A 21,244-nucleotide genomic window follows, 5' to 3' on the forward strand; every position below is an offset into this window, starting at 1 on the left:
AGGCGGAGATGCAAGAAGAGCACATCCAACTGTGGGCTAACAAACTCGAGCGCGAGACGGGAGTACAACTAGGCAAGCTGCAAGCCAGCCATCTGCCTACCCAAATCTCTCTGCGCATGCGCGAGCTGGGCCTGCAGGACGTCGACGGCTACTACGCCTGGGTCTGTAATCACCCGCCGGAGTGGCAAGCCCTGCTCGATCGCTTGCTGGTGAAAGAGACTCACTTCTTCCGCAATAGGGAAGTGCTCCAAGGTGTGCAACGCTTGGTCAACCAGCGTATTCAGGACAACACCCTCGGAAGAAATTTCGACGTCTGGAGCCTGGGTTGTGCCAGCGGTGAAGAGGCCTACAGCCTGGCGGCGGTACTGAGCGACAGCTATAACCTGGCGCCCGCCAACCACTACTTCTCTGTCACCGGCCTCGATATCAGCAATGACGCGCTTAACATCGCCCGCAGCCGGCGCTACCACCCAGCGCGCGCGGCCCTGGTTAACCCCAGTGAGTTATCACGTTATTTTGACAGAAGCAGTGGTCAACTCGCGGTTAAGAACCCGATCGCCAACCGGGTTACTTTTGTGCGCGGCAATTTGTGCGAGCTCAACCGCATTGCCAACATGCCGATGGATGTGATCGTGTGCCTGAATGTACTTATCTACTTCCGTCGCTGGCGGCGACGGGAGTTGCTCAATCAACTAGCCAGCCGCCTTAAACCCGGCGGCCTGTTGATTATCGGCTCGGGTGAGATGCCGGGTTGGCAACACCCCCGGCTGGCACCCTATGCCCTAGGCGGAGCGCAGGCCTACCAACTTCTGCAATCGTCCAGCGTTGCCGATTGAGCTGAACAACCATAAAGGAACAACTCTGCGATGGCAGAAAACAGAAACTTTGCTGCATTAGACTGGGTTACTCAAGAGATCGACGAGACCCTGGCCCACGCACGGGATGCTCTGGAGTCTTGGGCTAACGACCCTAATGACAACTCCAAAATCCGTTTCTGCCTGGCGCATATTCACCAGGTGCACGGCTCACTGCAGATGGTGGAGTTTTATGGCGCAGCGCTGTTGGCCGAAGAGCTCGAACACTTGGCCCAGGCACTGTGTGATGAACGCGTGCAGTTTGTTGTAGAGGCCCAGGACGCTCTGATGCGCGGTATTCTGCAACTGCCGGTATACCTCGATCGCATCAAAACCCAGCGCCGCGACCAGCCCGCTGTTTTGCTACCCCTGTTGAATGACCTCCGCTCCGTGCGCGGTGACAGCCTGCTGTCGGAATCGCGGCTGTTCAACCCGGATATGCGCCCGGCGCAAACCGTCACCTCGCCACGCATTGAGGCCAACCAGAACCAGAGCCAGTACCTGGCCGTGCAGCAGAAGCTGCAACAGATGTATCAGTTTGCCGCCGCCGCCCTGATTCGCGGCGTTAAACCCAATGAAAACATCCACTACTTGCACAAGGTACTGTCCCGACAGTACAAGTTAACCTCCGGCACCCTCAACCAATCCCTGTGGGAGATCAGCCTGGCGCTGATCGAAGCCCTGGCGGAAAAAGGGCTGGAGCTGAGCGCCGCGGTTAAGCTGCTGCTGCGTCAACTCAACCGCCAGCTAAAACTGTTACTGCGCAACGGCACCAAAGGCTTGGACGCCCCCTGTGATCAGGAACTCCTGCGCAATCTGCTCTTTTACGTTGCCATCGCCTCCAGCCGCGGTCGTTTCGTTACCCGCATTCGTGAAAAATACAAGCTGGACTCCAACCTGCTTGGCGAAGACGATGGCAGCGATCTACCGCTCGGTCACGATCCCGAAGCGATCCGCTCGGTGGTGTTGGCCCTGAAAGAAGAGCTGCGCTCCATCAAGCTGAACCTGGACGACTGCCTCTCTTCCGACACCACCCTCGACCACCTGAAAGAGACCTTACCCGTCGCCCAGCGTGTGGCCGACACCCTGGCGATTCTCGGCGTGGGCGATATTCGCAAACAGATGCTGGCCCAGGTGGATGCCCTGGAAGGAATTATCAACACCGGCCAATACACCGACCAACAGCTGTTCGACATCGCCTCCGACCTGATCGACATCGAAGGCCGCCTGGATGCACTCACCCGTGGCGTCACCATGGCGCGCAACGATTTGGAACAGCAAAAGGCGCTGCAGATCAACATCGCCCAAGAGGTGGTACTGGCCGAGTCGCGCAACGGCCTGGAACAGACTAAAGACTGCATTATTGAGTACATCGCCAGCCAATGGGATCGCCGTCATCTGATCAATGTGCCCAAGTTGCTGCGCGAGATTCGCGGCGGCCTGGACATGGTTCCCCTACCCCGCGCCGGCGCGGTATTGGGCGCCTGCGCGCAGTATATCGACGAACAACTGCTACAGGAGGGCATGGTGCCCGAGTGGCGCAGCCTGGATACCCTGGCCGATGCCATTGCCAGTATTGAATACTATCTCGAGCACTTAAGCGGTAAAGAACACCAGAGCAACGACGAAATGTTGCTGGCCGTGGCCGAGGACAGTGTCCGCAATCTGGGCCTCAACATCGAACCCAGCACTGCCGCGCAAGAATCCGCCAATAGCGGCGCCAATGAATCCGCCGCCGGCGAACCATCCGAGCTCAGCGCACCAGAGCTCACCTTGGTCTCTTCAGATACCGATAACGAGACTGCGGCCAGCACTGAAATCGATGAGCCGGCGCCTGTCGCAGAAGCGGAAGCCGAATTGAGCTGGCCGGATGCCACCGAAGATGGCAACAGTCTCGCGGCCGAAGAGGAACCCTTCGACTTCGACACAATCCCTGGGGAAGAGCCGGAAGCCGAAATCGAAGCCGCCAGCCTCGCCCCCGCTGCCAACCTGGAAGCCAGTGAGCCCACCGATATCAGCGCGCCTGAAGCTGAACCCGTCAAGCCGGAAACGGCCAACGAAGAAGAGGATCTGATCGATGATGAGATCCTGGAGATCTTCATCGAAGAGGCGCAAGAGGTCTCGGCCACCATTGATGAGTACTACCCGCGCTGGGTGGAAAATCTGCAAGATGGCGAAGCCCTCACCGAATTCCGCCGCGCCTTCCACACCCTTAAGGGCAGTGGCCGCATGGTGGGCGCCAACGATATTGGCGAGCTCGCCTGGACCATCGAAAACATGCTCAACCGGGTGATCGATAAGACCATCGATCCCAGCCACCTGCAGGTGGAGTTGATCAACCGGGTGCTGCAACTGCTACCCAGCCTGATCAGTGCCTTCGAGCACCGCCAGCCCAATCCTCAACCGGCGCTCTGCCGCCAATACATGACCTGGGCCGACGAGATCGCCTCCGGCGTGGAACCGGAAGCCCTGGCTATCCCACAGGAACAACTGCCCACCGCCGAACTTGCGGTCGATGAAGTCGCCAGCACGGAAGAGGACGAAGAGAGCCAACTGGTCCTGTGGGAGATCTTCAGCGGCGAGGCCAGCGGCCACCTGGCCACCATTGGAGAATTTATCGACGAGATGGACCGCTGCGCGCCCATCTACTCCACCCCCAGCGATCCAATGCAGCGCGCCCTGCACACCCTGAAAGGCAGCGCCCATATGGCCGATGTGCAACCCATCGCCCAGCTGGCCACCCCGCTCGAACACTTTATTAAAGAGCTGCGCACCTACCAGATCATGCTCGACGACGATATGTTGCAGCTGATTAAAGATGGCGTGCTCTACATCAACCAGGTACTTGATCAGATCGCCGCCCAGGAGCCGCTCAGCATTCCGCGGCTGGATCAATACCTGGCACGCATCAGCGAGCTGCGCGAGCGCACCATTGTGCCCATCTTGCGCCAGCAGGATGAAGAGGAGGGCAAAAACCGTCCAGTCGACCCAGCTCTACTCTCCATCTTTATGGCCGAGGAGATGAACCTGCTGCTGGACGCCGACATCCTCATCGACGAATGGCGACAGAGCGAAGCCTCTATCCCGCAAATGCAGGAGATTCTGCAAGAGGTTCAGCTGCTGAAGAAAGGCGCAACGCACGCCAACCACCCAGAGATGGCGCAACTTTCCGCTCTTCTGGAGCAACTCTACGTCGCCACTCTCGACGGGCGGCTCAACACCAGTGAGCGCCTGTTTAACGTTTTGCAACGCAGCCACGAATCCCTGCTCGACATGGTCGACTCCGTCGCCGCCGGGCAAAACCTGCCCAGCCTCTCCATGCAACTGCGCGCCGATATCGAGCTTCTACTCGATACCTGCGCCGACCAAACTGAGCCAGAAACCACCGCACTGGAGAGCGGCGACATTGCCAGCACAGCCAGTGAACTTGAGGTTGAACCCGAGTGGCTGAGTGTCTCAACCGATAACACCGGGACAGAATCAAGCTTCAGTTTTGATGAAGAGCCAGCCAATTTGGCAGAGGCGCCGCCTGCGGGAGAGGACTATGTTCTGCTGGTCGACGATAACGACCAGCCAGCAGACGCCGACTTCCTCAGCGCCTTCAACAACACCCCCGAAATACCCGCCGCCGATAGCGCTGACGATGAGGTATTCCCCTTCGACAGCAGCTCTTTCTTCGACAGTGTGCCTGAAGAGAACCCGGTCGAAGAGTCCACCGCCGAAGAGACGACCCTAGAAGATGGTGAACTGGAGTTCAGCATCAACGACCTCAGCGTAAGCGATGGTGATCTAAAAACAAGCGATAGTGATCTAAGCGCAAGCGACGAAGAGTGGCACCCTGACCAGAACGAAGAGCTTTCGGCAGAGTTCTCTTTCGATAGCGACTTTGCCGCTGCGGGCTACCAAACCTCCTTTGACAGCCCCAGCCAGGAAGAGGCTGAGGCAACCGAAGCATCGGCCGCGGAGAGCGACGCGTCCCTGGCGAGTGAGTTTGAAAACTTTGACTTCGACGCCTTCGCCGGCAACAACGATGAGATTCTGGTCGACGAGCCGCTGTACGACAAAGCCTCTATCGACACCCCCCTGATCGAGGAGACCGCCAACGAATCGCTCCAGGGCGAAACCCTGTTCGATGAAACCTTGAGTGAAGAGCCCTCAATCGAGGAGACGCTGCTCGAAGAACCGCTGATTGGCGACCTGGACGATTGGCCCGCACTCGACATGGCGAGTGACACCAGCGCCGACGACGGGTCTCAGGCAAGCAGCGAATGGCTGACCGATGAGGGCAAGTTAACCTCCGAATTGGCAGCGGCTGAATCAGTCGCCGAAGCCACTATTCCAGAATCACTAGCCCCCGAATCACAGGCCCCTGAGCCAACCCGTTCAGCACCAACCGCAGGCGATCCACCCAGCATCCAGCCCTCGTCCCCAGCCACGACGGTCTTTGGTGCCGACGACAGCGACGAAGACGAGGACGAAATCGATCCGGAGATCGTCGAGATCTTTACCGAAGAGGCGAGCGAGCTGCTTGAGGAGATCGACGTTGCCGTTCACGACTGGAGCAACGAGTGGGAGCGCAGCGACTGCCTGGAGCAGTTAAAACGGTCACTGCACACCTTCAAGGGTAGCGCCCGTTTGGCCGGCATCCTCGGCCTGGGTGAAGCCGCCCACGATTTCGAATCCTTCCTCATCAAAGAGGGCCATGGTGAGCTGGGCGAAGCCTTCTTCAACAAGGTCAACAGCTACTACGAACTGCTCTTTATGGGCAGTGAATGCGTTCAGAAATTCCTGCAGGGCGAGCGCGTGCCCCAACTGCAGGCGTTGATGACCGCCGGCGGCCTGACGCTGGCGAACAACCCCTTCGGCCAGCCGGGCAGCAACACAAGCCCGGCGCCCAGCAACGCGGCGAAACCGGCTGCGCCAACACCCGCCACCGAGGCACCAGCGGCCAAGCGCACCGAAGAGCCGGCGGCCAGTACAGAACCTAGCCCCGAGGCGGAGTTTATCCCCGCCCGCCCCGACGACGAAGGCGCCGCGGGTAGCGATAACGTAGTTCCCTTTGCGCCCCGCAAAACCCTGCAGGAGGCACCACTGCACCCGCTGACGCCAATCAAACGGCCAGAGCGGGTAGGCGGGCCACCGGTGCAGTCGATGATGGGCGCACAGCTCGCCCAGCGCGGCGCCCAGGCGGAGTCGGTCAAGGTCTCCGCCGACCTGCTCGAAGAGCTGGTTAACCTGGCCGGTGAGACCTCCATCTCCCGCGCCCGCATGGAAGAGCAGGTCAACGAAATCGGCCACACCATCGACGAGATGGACTTCACCATTGAACGTCTGCAGGAGCAACTGCGCCGGCTCGATATCGAAACCGAGGCCCAGGTGCTGTTCCGCCAGGAGCAGATCGGTACCCACGAAGATTTCGACCCATTGGAGATGGACCGCTACTCCCAACTGCAGCAGCTCTCCCGCTCGCTGATGGAGTCCGCCTCCGACTTACTCGATCTGAAAGCGACCCTCTCTGACAAGGCGCGCGACACCGAAACCCTGCTGCTGCAACAGTCGCGCATCAACACCGAGCTGCAAGAGGGCCTGATGCGTTCGCGCATGGTGCCCTTCTCGCGCCTGATACCGCGTCTGCGCCGCATCGTGCGCCAGGTCTCTGCGGAACTGGGTAAACGGGTCAACCTGGAGCTCGATAACGTCGAGGGTGAACTGGATAGAACCATGCTCGAGCGCATGGTTGCCCCCCTGGAACACATGGTGCGTAACGCCATCGACCACGGTATCGAAATGCCCGATGTGCGCACCGCCAACGGCAAAGCCGAAACCGGCGTTATCCGCCTGGGTCTGGCGCGGGAGGGCGGCGACGTTATCCTGCACCTCTCCGACGATGGTAAAGGGATCGATATCGAGCGCGTTAAACAGACGGCGATCAAACGCGGCCTGATGAGCCCCGAGGCGCAGCTCTCCGACCACGACATCATGCAGTTTATTTTGACCGCCGGCTTCTCCACCGCCCAGGCGGTAACCCAGATCTCCGGTCGCGGTGTCGGTATGGACGTGGTGCACTCCGAGATCAAACAGATGGGCGGCTCGGTCAGTATCGACTCGGTCACCGGGCGCGGCTCCGAGTTTGCCATGCGTCTGCCCTTCACGCTGTCGGTCAACCGCGCCTTGATGGTGGCCATGGGCGAAGATCTCTACGCGGTACCGCTCAACACCATTGAGGGTATTGTACGCGTCAGCCCCTACGAGCTGGAACACTACTACGCCACCCCGGACGCCCGTTTCGAATACGCCGGCCAGCAGTATCAGGTGAAATACCTGGGCTCGCTGCTCGACGAAAGTTATCGTCCGCAGCTCGATGGCCACGCCCTGCCGCTGCCGGTACTACTGGTGCGCTCTAAGGAGTACTCCGTCGCCCTGCAGGTCGACAGCCTGCTTGGCAGCCGCGAGATTGTGGTGAAGAGTTTGGGGCCACAGTTCTCCGCCGTTGACGGCCTCTCCGGCGCCACGGTGATGGGGGACGGCTCAGTGGTGGTCATTCTCGACCTATTGGCCCTGGTCCGGCGCCTGGTGGCACAGTCGTTTGCCATCGGCTCCTTGCCACTGGAACCAGCGCCGGAGATGCCGGAAGAGGACAAGATCCGCACGGTTATGATCGTCGACGACTCGGTCACCGTGCGCAAGGTAACCACCCGCTTCCTGGAACGGGAGGGCTTCAACGTGGTTACCGCTAAAGATGGTATCGATGCCCTGCGTCAGCTGCAGGAGGTGGTGCCCGATGTGATGTTGCTCGATATCGAAATGCCGCGCATGGATGGCTTTGAAGTGGCCAAAAACGTCCGCTCCAGCAGCCACCTGCGCGATCTGCCGATCATCATGATCACCTCGCGTACCGGCTCCAAACACCGTGAACGCGCCTACGAGTTGGGTGTCAATAACTACCTGGGTAAGCCCTACCAGGAAGATGAACTGCTGGCGAGCATCAATGCCCTCACCAACACGGCAAAAAGTCTGGCTTAGCTAGCGAGTGGATTACCAAGTTGTAGCCGTAGTCAGCGCCGATCCGAACATGCGGATGGCGCTGCACGACTGCTTGGATCGGTTGGGCTTTCCGGTGTTCATGCTGCCGGATGCCAGCCAAGCCAACCCCATCCTGCGCGCCTCGATCAAAAGCAACTATTCCGAAGCCAGCCTGGCCAAGATGCAGGCACCCAGCCCCTGGCGCCTGAGCGACTGCTCTTTAGCGGTGGTCGACCTCAATGGCTACGGCCGTGAATCCGCCGAATTGGAGCGCGCCATCGAACAGGTCGGTGAACTGCCCACCCTCTACCTGGATGATCCGCTGCCCAAGGAGGCCCAGCAGCAGGACCATTGGCGCCGCAGCCTGGTGCGAAAATTGGTGATACTGGAAGCCGAAGTAACGCTGGGCCCCGCCAACCCCGACCAGCCAATCTGGCTGTTGATTGGTTCCACCGGTTGCCCCGAGGCCGTTCGCACCTTCATCGACAGCCTGCCGCTACACCTACCGGTTGGCTTTCTCTATGGCCAGCACATCAACTCCGGCTTCGAAAAAAACCTGGTCACCATGCTCGATGGCCGGCGCGGCTTTCAGGCGAGCCTGGCGAAATCGGGGCAACGGTTGAGCGCTGGCAATATCGTTATTGCCCACCCCACACAGCACATGTCGCTGCTGGATAATGACGTACTACTGGTTGAGCCAGAGCCCTGGCCCGGCCAATTTCAGCCGTCGCTGGAGTCGCTGGTGGTTGACTTCAGTCACCGCAAACTCAGCGCCGGCGGCATCATTGTCTTTTCCGGCATGGGTGGCGACGGCTCTGCCGCTATGCGGCTCTACGCCAGTCGCGGTGGCCGGGTGTGGGTTCAATCGCCCGACACCTGTGTGGTAAGCTCCATGCCCGAGGCGGTGCTAGCCAGCAGTAAGGTCGAGCTGACGGCAACGCCCGAAGCGCTGGCCAGCCATCTTGCCGCGCTCTATCCCTGCTAGCCGCTATACTGTTTTCTAATGCGACAATAATTCATACCAAACCTTAGGCCTACACCGTTATGAACGAGACCCAGCAACTGAGCGATCAAATACCAGACTACCTGCCCTGCCTGTTATTGCCCATCGCCGATCGCAACCTGCTGCTGCCCACGGTTTCCGTCGCCGAGATGGTGCCCTACAACCTGCCTAGCCGCGGCGGCCGGGGGCCAGAGTGGTATCTGGGTGAAGTTCATTGGCGCAACACCATGGTGCCGCTTATCAGTTACGAGGTGATCAACGGCGGCAGCAATCCGGGCATCGCGCCACGCAGCCGTATTGCGGTACTCAACGCCACCGGCATCAGTGACCAGCTGCCCTTTATTGGCATTCTGACTCAGGGGATTCCGCGCCTGGCGCAGGTGGAGAATGCCCACATTCGTGAGCTGACGGATGTATTGGGTAATGCCTACGACCTGATGAATGTCGCTATCGCCGCCGAAGAGGCGACCATTCCCAATATTGAAGCCCTGGAACTGGCCTTCCTTAACCTCGACCTAGACTAACACCAAGCCTCGACTGAGCCGCCGCCGTTAGCGGCTCAGATCACCCCACTGGTACTGCAGAACCGAGAGCGCGGCGATTGGCGCCGTCTCGGTACGCAGCACCCGCGGCCCCAGGGCCAGGGGCTTTAAGCCCGCATTCAGTGCCTGCTCGATCTCGCCCTCACTTAACCCCCCCTCCGGGCCAACCAACAGCGCCACTCGAGTTGGGCTAGTGGTGTAATCCTGCAGCCGCTCGGGCGCCCGGTGGTGCAACACAAATGCCCAGGCGGTATCGGTTTCGGCCAGCCATGTGGCCAGGGGCTGAGGTTCGCTCAGTTGAGGCAGTAGCGTGCGCTGGCACTGTTCGCAGGCGCTGACAACAATCTGCTGCCAGTGCTCCCGCTTTTTGGCCAGGCGCTCTCCGCTTAGCTTCACCTCTACCCGTTCGGTCAGCAGCGGCACAATGCGGCTGACGCCGAGCTCAGTGGCCTTCTGCAACACCCACTCAAAACGCTCGCCGCGGGAGAGGCCGATAGCCAGCTCCAGCGCCAGGGGTGATTCGCGGGATTCCGGGGAGAACTCCCCTAGCGTGAACTGAATGCTGCTTTTCGACAGCCCAGTGATCTCCGCCTGATACTCGCCACCCGTGCCATCAAACAGAATCACCGGCCGGCCGACCGCCATGCGCAACACCTTACCCAAGTAATGAGCGACATTGGCACCGAGCTCAAGATGAGAACTCTGGCCAATGGCGATGCTGCTGTAGACCCGGGGAATACGCATGGCTTACGCGTCGGCGCTGTAGCCCAGGTTGTTGAGCAGGGTTTGAGTGGGCTCCAACTGATTCATGGTGTAGAAGTGCAGGCCCGGCGCATCGTTGTCGAGCAGGGTTTCGCACAGGTCGGAGATCAGATCGATGCCAAAAGCTTTGATGCTCTCAGCATCGTCACCAAAGGACTCCAGTTTTTTGCGAATCCAGCGCGGAATTTCCGCCCCACAAGCGTCGCTGAAGCGCGCCAGGTTGGCGTAGTTGGTAATCGGCATAATGCCCGGGTAGATGGGCTGGCTAATGCCGGCCGCCTGGCACTGATCGGCAAAATAGAAGTAGGCATCGGGATTAAAAAAGTATTGCGTGATGGCACTGTTGGCGCCGGCGTCAAACTTACCCTTCAGGTAGCGAATATCGTCCTGGTAGGATTTCGCCTCTGGGTGAATTTCCGGGTAGGCCGCCACTTCCAGATGAAACTCGTCGCCAAACTTGTCGCGAATAAAGGCCACCAACTGATTGGCATAAACCATATTGCGCACACCGCCCATACCCGAGGGCAGGTCACCGCGCAGGGCGACGATGCGCTGTACCTTGTGCTCGCGGTACTCAGCAATTAATTGCTCGATGGTGGCTTCGGTATCGCCGCCAAAAGAGAGGTGCGGGGCGGTGGCAAAGCCGGCATCGTTAAAGTCGCACACCAGCCTTTTGGTGTTGTCGCGGGTGGAACCGCCGGCACCGTAGGTGACCGAAAAAAACGCCGGCGCAAACTTGCCCAGGGCGTTGCGCACGTCGATCAGTTTCTCACGGCCCCTGTCGGTTTTGGGCGGGAAGAACTCAAAGCTTATTCGAATATCATCACTCATAATTTTCCCTCGGGCGCTGCTTGGCAGAGCCCCAAGTTGTCCGTCCTTGGCAGCGAACAAGCTGCCAAGGGCGAACCATTTTTAGTATTTATACTCTTCCGGTTTGAACGGCCCGGCTACCGGCACGCGAATGTAATCGGCCTGGCGCTGGGTCAGCTGCGTGATCACGCCACCAAAACCGCGCACCATATCGGCGGCCACCTCTTCGTCCAGCTTTTTGGGCAGCACTTTAACGTAGACCTTATCGGCCTTTTCATCCTGCGGCAGGTTGGCGAATTTTCGCTCGTAGAGATACATTTGCGCCAATACCTGGTTGGCAAAGGAGCCGTCCATTACCCGCGATGGGTGACCGGTGGCGTTACCCAGGTTAACCAAACGGCCTTCGGAGAGCAGAATCAGATGATCACCGGTCTCGGCATTGCGAACCACCTTGTGCACCTGGGGTTTGATCTCCTGCCACTGCCAGTGGGCGCGCATAAAGGCGGTATCAATTTCGTTGTCGAAGTGGCCGATGTTACAGACCACGGCGCCGTTCTTTAACGCCTGCAGCATATTTTTGTCACAGACATTGACGTTGCCGGTGGTAGTTACCACTAGGTCGGTTTTGGCCAGCAGTTCGCTGTTGATGCAGCTCAGTTCACCGTTGTTGATACCATCCTCGTAGGGAGAGACCACTTCGTAGCCATCCATACAGGCCTGCATAGCACAGATCGGGTCGATCTCGGAGACACGTACGATCATCCCCTCCTGGCGCAGTGACGCCGCCGACCCCTTACCCACATCACCGTAACCAATCACCAGCGCTTTTTTACCGGAGAGCAGGTGGTCGGTGCCACGCTTGATGGCATCGTTTAACGAGTGCCGACAGCCGTATTTGTTGTCGTTTTTCGATTTGGTTACCGAGTCATTAACGTTAATGGCCGGCACCAGCAGCTCGCCTTTGTGCATCATATCGAGCAGGCGGTGAACACCGGTGGTGGTCTCTTCACTGATACCGTGAATGTGGTTAAGCAGCGCTGGGTATTTGCTGTGCACCATCTCGGTCAGGTCGCCACCGTCGTCGAGAATCATATTGGCATCCCAGGTCTCTGTGCCGCCGGTTTTGGCGAGAATGGTCTGCTCGATACACCAGTTGAATTCGTCTTCGGTTTCCCCCTTCCAGGCAAACACCGGTATGCCGGCGGCGGCGATGGCCGCGGCGGCGTGATCCTGGGTGGAGAAGATATTACAAGAGGACCAACGCACCTCGGCACCCAGGTCGACCAGAGTCTCAATCAGCACGGCGGTCTGAATGGTCATGTGGATACAGCCCATGATTTTGGCACCGGCCAGGGGTTGTTGGGCTTTGTATTTGGCGCGCAGAGCCATCAGTGCCGGCATCTCGCCTTCGGCAATTTCAATTTCGCGGCGGCCCCAATCGGCCAGGGCAATGTCGGCTACTTTGTAATCGCTAAAATCTTGCTTTGCATTCATTGGTTAATTCCTCGTTGTTCGTTGTCGGCGCGTCTAGAGCGCGCTCTTCAGGGCCTCAGCCTTATCGGTTTTTTCCCAGGTGAAATTGGGCAGCTCGCGGCCAAAGTGGCCATAGGCGGCGGTATCACGATAGATCGGGCGTTTCAGGTCGAGCATTTCGATCAGACCACGCGGGCGCAGATCGAAGTGTTCACGCACCAAGTCGACAATATGGGTATCGGAAATTTTGCCGGTGCCAAAGGTGTTGATGGCAATCGAGGTCGGCTCAGCCACACCAATGGCGTAGGAGACCTGAATTTCACACTTGTCGGCCAGGCCGGCGGCGACAATATTTTTCGCCACATAGCGGCCGGCGTAGGCGGCGGAGCGATCGACCTTGGAGGGGTCTTTGCCGGAGAAGGCACCACCGCCGTGACGAGCCATACCGCCGTAGGTATCGACGATAATTTTGCGGCCGGTGAGGCCGCAGTCGCCCACCGGGCCGCCGATCACAAAGTTACCGGTGGGGTTGATGTGAAACAGGGTATCGGCGTGCAGCCACTCAGCGGGCAGTACTGGTTTGATGATCTCTTCCAACACCGCTTCGCGCAGGTTGGCGAGGTTGATATCCGGGTCGTGCTGGGTGGAGAGCACCACTGCCTCTACCGCCGCCGGCTTGCCATTTTCGTAGCGCAGAGTTACCTGGCTTTTAGCATCCGGGCGCAACCAGGGCAGTACACCCTCTTTGCGCAGCTTGGCCTGGCGCTCCACCAACCGGTGGCTGTAATAGATGGGTGCCGGCATCAGCACCTCGGTTTCGTTGGTGGCAAAGCCAAACATCAGGCCCTGATCGCCAGCACCCAGATCTTTGTTTTCCGCCTCGTCCACACCCATGGCGATATCCGACGACTGCTTGCCGATGGCATTGAGTACGGCACAGCTGGCGCCATCGAAACCGACATCGCTGGAGTTATAACCGATATCCAGAATCACATCGCGAATCAGATCTTCCAGGTCGACGTAGGTGTTGGTGCGCACTTCACCGGCCACCACCGCCATACCGGTTTTTACCAGGGTCTCCACCGCCACCCGGGCATTGGGGTCATCTTTTAAAATCGCATCCAAAACCGCATCGGAAATTTGGTCCGCCATTTTATCGGGGTGCCCTTCGGAGACAGACTCAGATGTAAAAATCGCATATTCAGACATGCAACCAATCCTCATAAATAATCGGTGACGGGCACCGGCTTGGCTTGTTAAGCGTTAAATTTATCGGCCACCGCCTGTTAAGCGGTCTCTTTTACAAACTGCCGAATTTGAATTTGAAAACCATTGCGCAGGGCAAAATAGAGACTCTGCCCGGCACTGAAGCCGCAGTTGGCGGCCCAATCGGTTAAATCGTCCGGGTCGAAACCCAACCACACATCACCACAGGACTCCCGCGCCCAGTTCTGATCGTGCAGGCTGAGGTCGGTAATCACAAAACTGCCACCGGGCCGCAACACCTCGGCCACCTGTTGAAACAGCGCCACCGGCGATGGCACATGGTGCAGAACCATATTGGCCACGGCTAAATCCACCGCCGCCGGCGCCACAAACGGCCAGTTGCCGGCCTCCGCCAAGTGCAGCTCCACATTGGCCAGCCGTGCGGCATCCACCGCCCGCGCCGCCTGCTCGAGCATGGCCTGGTTGATATCCACCGCCAACACCTGCTCAAACAACGGGCTCAGTACCGCTAGAAACTCACCTTCGCCCGGGCCTATCTCCAGTGCCAGCTGCCGACGGTTGGCCTGGGTTTGCTGCAAGAAGGTCTGTTGCAGGAAGGTCTTTTGCAGGAACTCTGCCACCGCGTCGGCGTAGACCGGATAGCTGGCGATCAGATCCTGCTGGCTGCGAAAACGGTCGCTGTTGTCGTTAAAAAAGGCCTGAGAGCTGACCACCCGATCCGCCCTCACCAGCGCCAGCCGCGCCTCCACCTCGTCGGTCAGGGTGAGGCTATCCACTTGGGCGTAGAGCGCCCGTTGCAGCGCCCCCAACTCCCCCTGGCTGACCAACGCCCGGCGATAAAAGATGGAGTTGCCCTCCCGCCGGGTGGCGGCCAGGCCCGCCTGGGCCAGTAGTTTCAGGTGGTGGCTCATGCCCGACTGCTTCACCGCAAACACCCGCGCCAGCTCCAAAACGCCATAGGAGTCCTGAGCCAACAGGCGCAGAATCTGCAAGCGCAGCGGGTCCGCCGCGGCCTTCAGATAGGCCGCCAGGTGCTCGCTGTCTCTCTCCAGGGGGGTGGCTTCACTCATGGCGCGCAAGTGTAACACCACTGAAGAATCTATATCAAAATAATTTGATATAGATGGTTAGACCCTCATAGCCAAAGCGACCAGTGCGGCTTTCACTACCGCCAAACCAACATCCCCACAAAAAAATGTTTGACTTCAACCACCAAAATGCTAAATATGTAGCACTGCTACATATTTAGCAGGAGATTCACAAGGGCCAATGACACACCCGGCCGACAGCAGGCACCGCCCTGCAGGAGAGAAGAAGATGTCTGCCAACCAGATAAAAGGTTTAAGCCGCCGGGAGCGGCAAATTATCGAATCGCTCTACAACCTGGAGCTGGCCTCCGTACAGCAGGTTCTGGATACCCTGGAAGACGCGCCCAGCTACTCCACGGTACGCGCCCTGTTAAATCGCATGGTGGAAAAGGGGCAGATCAGCTACCGCCGCGAGGGCAACAAATACCTCTACTTTCCCAGCACCGATCGCGACACGGCGGCGGAGTCGGCCATGAAAAAATTGGTGCGCACCTTTTTTAAGGGCTCCACCGTGGATGCAGTTACCGCCCTACTGGGCAGCCATAAAGATTCGCTCACCGAGGCACAGGTGAGTGAGTTGGAAGCCAAAATCAAGCAGTTAAAGAGTGAACAGGGCAACAAAAAGTAACGGTTTATAACAACGCTCAAAATAACCGAGAGAAGCGCCAATGCCGATTATTACCCTGTTTTTAATCGCCGTGGTTAAACCCCTGCTGCTGTGGTGGCTGGTGGTGTTTATTCAGCGCAACAGCGAGCGCGAGTCGGCCGGCCTGCAACACCAGCTGCTGTTAACGCTACTGTTATTCAGCCCCTTACTGTGCCTCTCCCCCTGGCTGGCGGTGGTCAACTTTACCTGGCCGGTAACCGGTGACCATTGGTTACAGGCTAAGCTCTCCGGCGACAGCGGCTTGTGGCTGGCCGCCGGCTACACCGCCATCGCCCTCACCCTGCTCTTTTACCGTCTGCTGGCGCTGGCCGAACTGGCGCGCCGGGAGCGCAGTTACGCCGCCGCCCCGCTTCACATCCAGGCCCAGGTGGCCGAATTCCGAGCCCAGTTGCCCTTCGCCCAGGTCGACTGCCGGCTGGCAGCCAGCCCGGCCATTAACGCCTATGTTTGGCAGCCGCCGTTTAGCCGCCGCGCACGCCTGATTATCACCACCGGGGTGTTGCAGCTGCCCTTGGCCGAACAGCGCATTATCCTCGCCCATGAATCGGCCCACCTGACGCGCCGGGACTGGTCCAGTCAGCAGCTGGCCTACCTGGTGGGCTGCCTGTTCTGGCCACTGCCCTTCTTCTGGCGCTGGCAGAGCAACCTGGCCGCCCTGGCCGAGCGCGCCGCCGACGACTGCGCAGTGGAGCTGCTCGGTGGCCGCCAGGGAACCGAACTGCCAGCCCAGTACGCCAGGCTGTTACTGCACATCAAGCAGCGCAGCAGTGAAGTGCCGCTGCCGGTCACCCGCGCCGTCGCCCGCCACGGGTTTTACGAACGGTTAAACAGTGTTTTGGAGCAGCTGGCCAGCCACGAGCCCCTGCTGCAGATGGAGCGGCGCAGCGCCTGGGCGATCACCCTGCTCTGGCTTCTGCCGCTGCTGTTGGTGGGTATCGAGCTACAGGCGCCGCCGCTGCCGACGCCAACAACCATTACCCTGCTGGCACCTGAAACCGAGCCCAGCCCGGCCACCGTGCCAGCCACCGGCCCAGAACGCCCGAGCCGGCCGCATTTGCAGCCGGCAACCAAGCCCCCCACCGCCCGGCTCAGCTGGCAACCACTGGCGCTGGAGCAGCTGCGGGTGGTCGCCACCCGGCCGGCCACCGTGCCCGCTCCCAACACCCAGTTGGCCACCCCTTACATCGAGTGGCAGGGCTACCTGGCGGGCCTTACGGTGCTGCCGGTGTACCCCAAACGCGCCATCACCAAAGGGTTGACCGGTGAGGTGAGCGTGGAATTTGCCATCGATGCCGCCGGCAACGCCTTTGCCATCACCATTCTCTCGGCCAAACCACAGGGGGTGTTTGAAGCGGCAGTAATCACCGCCCTGCAGCAGAGCCACTTTCAGCCCCTGATCATCAACGGCGAAGCCGCCGCTGTGGCCGGCATTACTGAAACCTTCCGTTTCCGATTGAGCGATGCCGAGCCGGATCTGAATCAACCACAAACCGCCAGCAGTCAATAACCCACGACAATAAAAAGAGAGTACTCACCATGAGCACACTGACCGCCAATTTCATCCCCAACAACGCCCCCTCCCGCTTCGGCAGTGTGCTGCCGCTGGCCGCTCTGTTCACCTTCGGTCTGTTTGCACTGATGCAGTCGCTGGTGGCCACCGACGATCAGCTGCCCGATGAGCCGATCTACGAGCGCATAATCGATGTGGTGATGCCACCGATGACCGTGCCGGACCCTATCCCCTACAGCAAACCCGAACCGACCGAGGTTCAGCAACAACCCGATACACTGATCGAACAGCCCACCGTCACCCCCGACGACAACGGGCTGACCACTGGCAAACCGGTCATTACCGGCCCCACCGGCGGCAAGGGCCCTACCATCACCTTTAACAGCGGCGCCCTGGTCAAGCAGGTGATGGTGCCGCCGGTTTACCCCCGCCGCGCCCTGCAAAACGGTATTGAGGGCTATGTGGATGTGCAGTTTATTGTCACCGCCATCGGCTCTACCCGGGATGTTCAGGCGGTCGCCGCCGAGCCCGCCGGCACCTTCGACAGCGCCGCCATCAAGGCGGTGCAGGCCTGGCGTTACCGGCCGATCATGGTCGATGGCCAGGGCGTTGACAGCGACCCGATCACCGAGCGCATTCGCTTTGCCATCGAGCACTAATCCCACCGTCACTGCCGGTGTTGGCCAACACAGCAACACCGGTAACACCCGAACACAGCAGCTCCAGCCCCAATCGGCCATTACCCCACCCCATTGCGCCGCCGATCCGTACCTCTTCCCCGCTCAAACCACCACTTAACAAATTAGCGGTTTACCTCGACGCGCCGCTAAGGGAAAATGGCGCCCGCGCCGACTCGGGCCAATTTTTAACCGCCAGGTTCCGCAAGCAGCTAGGGAAAGGTTGCCGGGCAGAGCGCCCGCCGGGTCAACAGGACACGCTAACCGTCAGCAACTAGGAGCAATTACCACATGTCATCTCGCACAGAACTTGCCAATGCCATACGCGTATTGAGTATGGATGCCGTACAGAAGGCAAATTCCGGACACCCAGGCGCCCCCATGGGCATGGCCGATATCGCCGAGGTACTGTGGCAGGACTATATGGTGCACAACCCCGCCAACCCGTCCTGGGCCAACCGCGACCGGTTTGTCCTCTCCAACGGCCACGGCTCCATGCTGATCTACTCCCTGCTGCATCTGACCGGTTACGAGCTCTCCATCGACGATCTGAAAAACTTCCGTCAGCTGCACAGCAAAACCCCCGGTCACCCGGAATACGGCTACGCGCCAGGTGTTGAAACCACCACTGGCCCCCTCGGCCAGGGCATCGCCAACGCCGTGGGTATGGCCACCGCCGAAAAGATTCTGGCGGCGCAGTTTAACCGCGACGGTCACACCATCGTCGATCACCACACCTACGTCTTTATGGGCGACGGCTGCATGATGGAGGGGATCTCCCACGAGGTCTGCTCTCTGGCCGGCACCCTGGGTCTCGGCAAACTGATCGCCTTCTACGACGACAACGGCATCTCCATCGATGGTGAGGTTGAGGGCTGGTTTACCGACGACACCCCCAAACGCTTTGAAGCCTACGGCTGGCAGGTGATCCCCGGCGTTGATGGCCACGACACCAACTCCATCAAGCAGGCAATTGAAGCCGCCCGCGCCGAGCCCAACAAGCCGACCTTAATCTGCTGTAAAACCGTGATTGGTTTCGGTTCGCCCAACAAACAGGGCAAAGAGGATTGCCACGGTGCGCCACTGGGTGACGCCGAAGTGGCGCTGGTGCGTAAAACCCTCAACTGGGAACACGCACCGTTTGAGATTCCAGCTCCCATCTACGACGCCTGGAGCGCCAAAAAGGGCGGCGCCAAAGCCGAAGCCAATTGGCAGGAGGCCTTCTCCGCCTACGCCGCCGCCCATCCGGAACTGGCCGCCGAGTTTGAACGCCGCGTCGTCAAGCGCGAGCTGCCGGAAAACTTCATCGCCGAAGCCGACAAGTACATTGCCGAGTGCCAGGAGAAATCCGAGAAGATCGCCTCGCGCAAGGCCTCGCAAAACGCCATCAACGCCTACGGCACTCACCTGCCCGAGCTGCTCGGCGGCTCCGCCGACCTGGCCGGCTCCAACCTTACCCTCTGGACCGGCGCCAAGGGTATTAAGGCCGACGACGCCGATGGCAACTACCTCTACTACGGGGTGCGCGAATTTGGCATGAGCGCCATTATGAACGGCATCGCCCTGCACGGCGGTTTCGTCAACTACGGCGCCACCTTCCTGATGTTTATGGAGTACGCCCGCAACGCCGTGCGCATGGCGTCGCTGATGAAACAGCAGAGCATCTTTGTTTACACCCACGACTCCATTGGCCTGGGTGAAGATGGCCCCACTCACCAGCCGGTGGAGCAGATCATCGCCCTGCGCGCCACCCCCAATCTGCACACCTGGCGCCCCTGCGACGCGGTCGAATCCGCCGTCGCCTGGAAATCCGCCATCGTCCGTCAGGACGGCCCCAGCGCCCTGATCTTCTCGCGCCAGGGGTTAACCCCGCAGCCGCGCAGCAGCGAGCAGCTGGCCGCCGTCGCCAAAGGTGGTTACGTGCTGTTTGAACCCGCCAACGCTCCCCAGGCGATAATTATTGCCACCGGCTCTGAGGTAGGCCTGGCCACCGCCGCTGCCCAGCAGTTGAGCGAGGCCGGGACACCAGTGCGCGTGGTCTCCATGCCCTGTGCCGAACTGTTTGAAGCCCAGGACGCCGCCTACAAAGCCAGTGTGCTACCGGCCAACATCACTGCCCGCGTGGCCGTGGAAGCGGCGCATCAGGATTTCTGGTGGAAGTACGTTGGCCTCAATGGCCGCATTATCGGCATGACCAGCTTTGGCGAATCCGCCCCCGGCGATGCACTGATGGCCTACTTCGGCTTCACCACCGACAACGTGGTGAAGGCCGTGGGCGAACTGCTCGCCTAAGCCGGCACGGCATTGACTACTCGCCTAGCCATCAATGGTTTTGGACGTATCGGGCGCTGCTTTTTACGCGCCCTGATCGAACGCGGCTTAACCCACGAGCTGCAGGTGGTGGCCATCAACGAACTGGCCGACGCCAAAACCATCGCCCACCTCACCAAGTTCGACTCCACCCACGGCCCCTTTGCCGGCAAGGTGGAGACGAATGGTGAGCACTTACTTATTGATCAACTGCCGGCCATTCGCCTTCTGCAGGAGAGCGACATCAGCGCCCTGCCCTGGACCGAGCTTCAGGTCGACCTGGTGGTGGAGTGCAGCGGCAGTTTCAGCGACATCACCACCGCCGAAGCCCACCTGGCCCAAGGCGCCCAGCGGCTGCTCTTCTCACAGCCGGCCACGGCGGAGGTCGACGCCACCGTGGTGTACGGTTTTAACCAGCAGCGCTTAACCGGCGCCGAGCGCATCATCTCCACCGGCTCCTGCTCCACCAACTGCCTGATTCCAGTGCTGGATGCGGTGCACCGCGCCTTCACCATTGAGGCCGGCACCACCTGGACCATCCACTCCGCCATGCACGATCAACCGGTGCTGGATGCCTACCACAATACCGATCTGCGCAAGACCCGCTCCGCCTTTGCCTCGATTATTCCGGTCGATACCGGCCTCGACCGCGGCATCGACCGGCTGCTGCCGGAGTTGACCGGCCGCTTTCAGAGCCTGGCCATGCGTGTACCGACGGTCAATGTCTCCGCCATCGACTGCGCCCTGCAGCTGGACAAGCCAGCCACCGTCGAGCAGGTAAACCAGGTGTTGGCCGAGGCCGCCGCCAAACACTACCAGGGGGTGCTGGGTTATCTAAACGAACCGGTCGCCTCCTGCGACTTTAACCACGACCCCCGCTCCGGCATAGTGGACGCCAGCCAGACCCGGGTCAGCCAGGAGCATCTGCTGGCCCTGCACATCTGGTTCGATAACGAGTGGGGATACGCCAATCGGATGGTGGACGCCACCTGCTATTGGTCAAAGCTGTGGTCTATTTATTAGTCAGGATTGCCGTCCTGGCAATCCTGACTGGTCGCCGCTATCCGCTGGCGCAAGCGCGTGGGCTTGCTGGCGGATTAACGGCTCGCAGGCGCTTTCAGCGCCTGGCAACACTTCCTGTGTTGCAGGCACTGTTTTGCTTATGGGCCAAGATTGCCGTCCTGGCAATCCTGACTGGTCGCCGCTATCCGCTGGCGCAAGCGCGTGGGCTTGCTGGCGGATTAACGGCTCGCAGGCGCTTTCAGCGCCTGGCAACACTTCCTGTGTTGCAGGCACTG

The 21,244-nt window shown here is 59.9% G+C and carries 15 protein-coding genes; 10 read left to right on the plus strand and 5 right to left on the minus strand.

What is annotated here, in order from left to right; translation table 11 throughout:
• The first annotated feature begins 8 nt into the window (after positions 1 to 8).
• Genes SBL51_RS13195 through SBL51_RS13210 form a run of 4 tightly spaced genes read left to right on the plus strand, consistent with a single transcriptional unit; the run spans position 9 to position 9,404 of the window.
• Positions 9 to 836: a protein-glutamate O-methyltransferase CheR gene (locus SBL51_RS13195; RefSeq protein ID WP_317931434.1), complete on the plus strand. Its 828-nt coding sequence runs from the start codon at positions 9 to 11 to the stop codon at positions 834 to 836.
• A gap of 30 nt (positions 837 to 866) precedes the next feature.
• The gene (locus SBL51_RS13200) at positions 867 to 7,877 is read left to right on the plus strand and encodes an Hpt domain-containing protein (protein ID WP_317931435.1); all 7,011 of its coding nucleotides are present in this window, start codon (positions 867 to 869) and stop codon (positions 7,875 to 7,877) included.
• A gap of 7 nt (positions 7,878 to 7,884) precedes the next feature.
• Positions 7,885 to 8,862, plus strand: a complete 978-nt coding sequence (locus SBL51_RS13205; RefSeq protein ID WP_317931436.1) for a chemotaxis protein CheB — start codon at positions 7,885 to 7,887, stop codon at positions 8,860 to 8,862.
• Between the two features lie 59 nt (positions 8,863 to 8,921).
• Positions 8,922 to 9,404, plus strand: coding sequence for a chemotaxis protein CheW (locus tag SBL51_RS13210; protein ID WP_317931437.1), 483 nt, complete (start codon positions 8,922 to 8,924; stop codon positions 9,402 to 9,404).
• 27 nt (positions 9,405 to 9,431) lie between these two features.
• Here the strand turns inward: SBL51_RS13210 and SBL51_RS13215 are convergent, their stop codons facing one another.
• The 5 genes from SBL51_RS13215 to SBL51_RS13235 all read right to left on the minus strand — a co-directional run bounded on the left by SBL51_RS13215 (position 9,432) and on the right by SBL51_RS13235 (position 14,764).
• Positions 9,432 to 10,166: a 16S rRNA (uracil(1498)-N(3))-methyltransferase gene (locus SBL51_RS13215; protein ID WP_317931438.1), complete on the minus strand. Its 735-nt coding sequence runs from the start codon at positions 10,164 to 10,166 to the stop codon at positions 9,432 to 9,434.
• Between the two features lie 3 nt (positions 10,167 to 10,169).
• Positions 10,170 to 11,015, minus strand: a complete 846-nt coding sequence (gene metF, locus SBL51_RS13220; RefSeq protein WP_317931439.1) for a methylenetetrahydrofolate reductase [NAD(P)H] — start codon at positions 11,013 to 11,015, stop codon at positions 10,170 to 10,172.
• An 81-nt stretch (positions 11,016 to 11,096) separates the two neighbouring features.
• Positions 11,097 to 12,488, minus strand: coding sequence for an adenosylhomocysteinase (gene ahcY / locus SBL51_RS13225; protein ID WP_317931440.1), 1,392 nt, complete (start codon positions 12,486 to 12,488; stop codon positions 11,097 to 11,099).
• A 33-nt stretch (positions 12,489 to 12,521) separates the two neighbouring features.
• Entirely contained in the window at positions 12,522 to 13,676 is a 1,155-nt protein-coding gene (gene metK, locus SBL51_RS13230) for a methionine adenosyltransferase (protein WP_317931441.1), read from the minus strand.
• Between the two features lie 77 nt (positions 13,677 to 13,753).
• On the minus strand, positions 13,754 to 14,764 hold the full coding sequence (locus tag SBL51_RS13235) for a metalloregulator ArsR/SmtB family transcription factor (protein WP_317931442.1): 1,011 nt from the start codon (positions 14,762 to 14,764) through the stop codon (positions 13,754 to 13,756).
• Between the two features lie 247 nt (positions 14,765 to 15,011).
• Here SBL51_RS13235 and SBL51_RS13240 point away from each other — a divergent pair, with 247 nt between their 5' ends.
• The 6 genes from SBL51_RS13240 to SBL51_RS13265 form a co-directional block, all read left to right on the plus strand.
• Positions 15,012 to 15,410 carry a BlaI/MecI/CopY family transcriptional regulator gene (locus SBL51_RS13240; protein WP_317931443.1) on the plus strand — a complete coding sequence of 133 codons (399 nt, stop codon included), beginning with the start codon at positions 15,012 to 15,014 and terminating at the stop codon, positions 15,408 to 15,410.
• 40 nt (positions 15,411 to 15,450) lie between these two features.
• On the plus strand, positions 15,451 to 16,956 hold the full coding sequence (locus SBL51_RS13245) for a M56 family metallopeptidase (RefSeq protein ID WP_317931444.1): 1,506 nt from the start codon (positions 15,451 to 15,453) through the stop codon (positions 16,954 to 16,956).
• A gap of 29 nt (positions 16,957 to 16,985) precedes the next feature.
• On the plus strand, positions 16,986 to 17,618 hold the full coding sequence (locus SBL51_RS13250) for a TonB family protein (protein WP_317931445.1): 633 nt from the start codon (positions 16,986 to 16,988) through the stop codon (positions 17,616 to 17,618).
• Positions 17,619 to 17,927: 309 nt separating this feature from the next.
• Positions 17,928 to 19,928, plus strand: a complete 2,001-nt coding sequence (gene tkt, locus SBL51_RS13255) for a transketolase (protein WP_317931446.1) — start codon at positions 17,928 to 17,930, stop codon at positions 19,926 to 19,928.
• 12 nt (positions 19,929 to 19,940) lie between these two features.
• A complete protein-coding gene (locus SBL51_RS13260; RefSeq protein ID WP_317931447.1) occupies positions 19,941 to 20,969 on the plus strand; it encodes a type I glyceraldehyde-3-phosphate dehydrogenase in 1,029 nt (342 codons plus the stop codon).
• Positions 20,954 to 21,244 (plus strand): hypothetical protein (locus SBL51_RS13265; RefSeq protein WP_317931448.1); only part of this gene is annotated, 291 nt, incomplete at its 3' end. The genes SBL51_RS13260 and SBL51_RS13265, both read left to right, overlap by 16 nt.

The sequence above is a fragment of the Halioxenophilus sp. WMMB6 genome (assembly GCF_033283405.1).
Classification (GTDB): Bacteria; Pseudomonadota; Gammaproteobacteria; order Pseudomonadales; family Cellvibrionaceae; genus Halioxenophilus.